General features: G+C 67.3%; 3 protein-coding genes. 2 read left to right on the top strand and 1 reads right to left on the bottom strand.

The window, feature by feature from the left end; translation table 11 throughout:
- The coding region (locus AC04L7_RS12850; protein ID WP_475513142.1) for an ATP-binding protein at positions 1-2,539 on the top strand (2,539 nt) is incomplete at its 5' end.
- Positions 2,536-3,258: a response regulator gene (locus AC04L7_RS12845; RefSeq protein WP_435996706.1), complete on the top strand. Its 723-nt coding sequence runs from the start codon at positions 2,536-2,538 to the stop codon at positions 3,256-3,258. The genes AC04L7_RS12850 and AC04L7_RS12845, both read left to right, overlap by 4 nt.
- Before the next feature lie 29 nt (positions 3,259-3,287).
- Here AC04L7_RS12845 and AC04L7_RS12840 read toward each other — a convergent pair.
- Positions 3,288-4,551 (bottom strand): FG-GAP repeat domain-containing protein (locus AC04L7_RS12840; RefSeq protein WP_475513141.1); only part of this gene is annotated, 1,264 nt, incomplete at its 5' end.

Raw genomic sequence — 4,551 nt, 5'->3', positions numbered from 1 at the left:
GACCTACACCATGCTGTCGCGGGCGCGCGAGCTGCGTCGCCAGGGCCGCGACGTAGTGGTGGGCATCGTGGAGACGCACGGGCGCGGCGAGACCGCCGCGCTGACCGAAGGCTTGGACATCCTGCCGCGCAAGCGCGTGGCCTACCAAGGTCGTTGGCTGGAGGAGATGGACCTGGATGCGCTGCTGGCGCGTCGCCCGCAGATCGCGCTGGTGGACGAACTCGCCCACCGCAACGCGCCGGGCAGCCGCCACGAGCGCCGCTGGCAGGACGTGATCGAACTGCTCGATGCCGGCATCGACGTCCACACCACGATCAACATCCAGCACCTGGAGAGCCTCAATGATGTCGTCCACCGGATCACCGGCGTGCGCGTCAGCGAAACCGTGCCGGACGCCGTGTTCGACCGGCTGCGCGACATCGTGCTGGTGGACCTGCCGCCGCGCGAACTGATCGAACGCCTGCACCAGGGCAAGGTGTACCTGCCGGAACAGGCGTCGCAGGCGTTGCAGGCGTTCTTCTCGCCCTCCAACCTGATCGCATTGCGCGAACTGGCCATGCAGACGGCGGCCGACCGTGTCGACGCCGACCTGCGCGAAGACCAGGCTGCGCGTGGCCTGCCCGGCATGCCGCTGCGTCGTCGGGTGCTGGTGGCCATCGACGGACGCGGCCAGTCCGAGTACCTGGTGCGTGCCGCGCGCCGCATCGCCGAACGGCGCGATGCACCGTGGAGCGTGGTGACCGTGCAGGTGTCGGACACGGTGGACGAGGCGCAGCAGCGCGAGATCGACCAGGCCTTCGCGCTGGCGCGTCGGTTGGGCGCGGACACCGAGGTGCTGCGCGGTGCGCGCATTCCCGATGCGCTGCTCGACCATGCCACCCAGAGCGGAGCCTCCACACTGGTGCTGGGGCGTACGCGCGAACGGCCGTTCGCGCGCATGATCAACCGCACGCTGACGCAGCAGATCCTGCAGCGCGGCGTGCACTACGAGCTGGTCATCATCAGCACGCCGGAAGCGCGCGCGCGTTCGCGCCGTGGCAGTGCCGGTCCGAACGGCTGGCTGCCCCGGGAGGAGCTGGGCTTCGCGGCGACGGCCTCGGTCCTGTCAGTGGGCGTCGCCTGGCTGGCCGAGCGCTGGGTAGGGCTGGAAGATCTGTCGATGGTCTTCATCGTCGCGGTGGTGCTGGTGGCCGCACGCACGCGCATGACCGCCGCCGTGGTGGCCGCACTGTTGAGCTTCCTGGCCTACAACTTCTTCTTCATCGAACCGCGCTTCACCTTCAACATCGGCGCGCGCCAAGGTGTGGCCACGGTGTTCCTGTTCCTGGTGGCGGCCCTCGTTGCAGGACGCCTGGCCTCGCGCCTGCGCATGCAGGTGGTCGCGCTGCGTGCGGCCAATGCGCAGGCCACGGCATTGCAGGCCCTGGGCCGCGACCTGGCCGGCGCCGCCGACCTGGGCCAGGTGCTGGTCGCCGGCCGCAAGGCGTTGGAGCGCGCACTCGGCGCCGATGCCTGGCTGCGCGTGCAGGGGCGCGAAGAGCCCGTCGACGCCACGCTGAGCGAGATCGACCGTGCCGCCAGCGACTGGGCGCAGCAGCACGGACAACCGACCGGACGCCATACCGACACGCTGGCGGGCGCGGCGCGCTGGTTCCTGCCGCTGCGCGGCGACCGCGCCAGCCTCGGGGTGGTGGGGCTGCGTTTCGAGGACGCCGCCCGCCTGCTGCCGGAGCAGCGGCGGCTGGCGGAAGCGATGACGGAAGACATCGCGCAGGCGGTGGTGCGCACGCGGCTGGTGACGGAGCTGGAAGACGCGCGCGTCAGTGGCGAGACCGAACGCCTGCGGTCGGCGCTGCTGTCGTCGGTGTCGCACGACCTGCGCTCGCCGCTCGCCTCGATGATCGGTTCGGCCAGCAGCTTGGCCAGCTACTGGAGTGCGATCAGCGAAGGCGATCGACGCAGCCTGCTCGACACCATCCAGCAGGAAGGCGAGCGGCTGGACCGCTACATCCAGAACCTGCTCGACATGACGCGGCTGGGCCATAGCGGATTGACGCTCAACCGCGACTGGATCGGCGTGGACGAACTGCTCGGCTCGGCGGTCTCGCGCCTGCAGCGTTACCAGCCGGACGTGCGCGTGCAGACCACGATCGCCGCGGACGTGCCGACGATCTGGGTGCATCCGGCCCTGATCGAGCAGGCCGTGTTCAACGTGCTGGAGAACGCCGCGAAGTTCTCGCCGCCGAACGAACCGGTGCAGGTCGACGCGAAGTTGATCGACGGTGCCTTGCGCATCGACGTGCGCGACCGGGGACCCGGTATTCCGGAAGACGAGCGCGCGCGCATCTTCGACATGTTCTACAGCGTGGAGCGCGGCGACCGTGGCCGCCACGGCACCGGTCTGGGACTGGCGATCTGCCAGGGCATGGTGGGCGCGCACGGCGGCAGCGTGCAGGCGCTGCCCGGGCCGGATGGCCGCGGCACGGTGATCCGGATTACCCTGCCGCTGCTCACTCCCGCACCACAGGCACCGGCTTGACCTACACCGCGCCACCCCCCGCGTCCGCACCGCCGGCCCGCATCCTGGTGATCGACGACGAGCCGCAGATCCGGCGTTTCCTCGACATCAGCCTGCGCGCGCAGGGCTATGTGGTGGCGCTGGCCGAGAGTGGCCATGCCGGACTGGCCGAGCTGGCGGCGCAGGGTGCCGACCTGGTGGTGCTGGACATCGGCCTGCCCGACCTGGACGGCCACGAGGTACTGCGCGAACTGCGGCAATGGTCGCAGGTGCCGGTCATCATGCTGACCGTGCGCGACGGCGAAGCGGAGAAAGTCGCCGCGCTCGATGGCGGCGCGAACGACTACGTCACCAAACCGTTCGGCGTGCAGGAGCTGATGGCGCGAATCCGCGGCCTGCTGCGCACGCGCATCGCCGCCAGCGATGCGGCCATGCCGCTGTTCGACGACGGCCACCTGCACGTCGACCTCGGCCGCCGCGAAGTGACGCTGGACGGCGAACCCGTCGCGCTGAGCCGCAAGGAATTCGCCCTGCTAGCCCTGCTGCTGCAACACCCCGGCCGCGTGGTCACCCAACCGCAACTGCTGCGCGAACTCTGGGGCCCCACCCACCAGGACGACACGCATTACCTGCGCATCCTGGTGGGCAAGTTGCGGCAGAAGCTGGGTGATGACGCGACAGCGCCAAGGTATATCGCGACGGAGCCTGGGGTGGGGTTGAGGTTTGTGGCGGCGGGGTGAGGAGTGTCGCTGTAACCTGAGGGGTGCAGCTACGGATTCAGGAACGGTATGTAGACCTGCTTGCGTGGCACATCACGTGTGCCGCGCTCGTCGCGCACAGGACGCGGGCCTGCGTTCCGTATCGGATTTTCTCCGCTATTGGCGCGCGCACCGCTGTCGGGTCGTGCCAGCCGAGATGTCTGGCTCGCTACGCGGGCCACGGGATCCTCCACGGCGAGCGATCGGGAGCAGCAAGCGGCAACGCGTGGTGGTGCGCATCCTTGGCCGTACACAAACACAGGAGATTGACTTCCCCGAGCGATTGCCAGATCCACACATCCGTCATGGTTGAGATCGCCTGCGGCGAAGTAGTAAAGCCGCCCCATGCTCTGGTAGGCATTGATGAGGGTTTCCGGGGCCAGGCCCTCACTGGTCTGAAGGTAGTACCCGATGTAGCTCCATCCGGTGTGCGCCTTTGCCAGGTCGGTCCGACCATCGCGATCGAGGTCTACGGCGATCATGGGGCCGGAGCTCGAGTACCGGGTAATTTCGACGCTGGAGGCGAGGTTGCCCTGCGAATCTTGGATATACAGGCGAAGGTTCGCTCCGTTTCTCGCTTCATCCAACACCAGGTCACCGCGGCCGTCGCCATTGAAGTCGCCAACGACGAGCGATGACGTATGGTTGGATCCCAGTGGCAGGGAGCGCACCACCGGAGTGGCATACCCCCCTGAGGCCAGTGCTGGATAGATCCGGAACTCCTCCAGGGGCCTGTTGAAGATCGTACCCAGAATCAGATCATCCAAGCCATCTCCCGTGACATCGCCCGTCGTTCGAGCGGCAGCCGAGGGCAATGGCAACGTTGATACGCGGTCGAAGGAACCATCACCGTCCCCGTGAATAACGGTGGCTAACGTATCGCTTGAGTCGACCAAAACGTCTAGGTAATCATCGCGATCGACGTCGGTCACTACGATGTCGAATGGGTCGCCAACGACAGTGGTGTTCGAGGTAAACGTGCCATCCGCATGCGAGCGAAGTGTCATGACGCCATTAACGGTGGCGGTGATGATATCGCCTACACCATCGCGGTCCAGGTCGGCGACCAGGAGCTGGTGCGAGAGATTGTTGCCCGAGTCAGCAATCCTGACTGCCGCATCAAGACGACCGTCGCTGAGCTGGTGGGCGACGTAGATTTCCGTACGGTTGTTTATCGGATTAGGGGCGTGGCGCAGGTACAGGAAGACAAGGTCGTCCCGGCCATCGCCCGAAACATCGCCCACTGCAAGGGAGTGAGCTTGAGCAGCGGCTGGA

This window comes from Pseudoxanthomonas sp. LjRoot204_2 (assembly GCF_056175765.1).
Note: the sequence above shows the minus strand (reverse complement) of the source record. Positions and strands in the feature narration are given on the sequence as shown.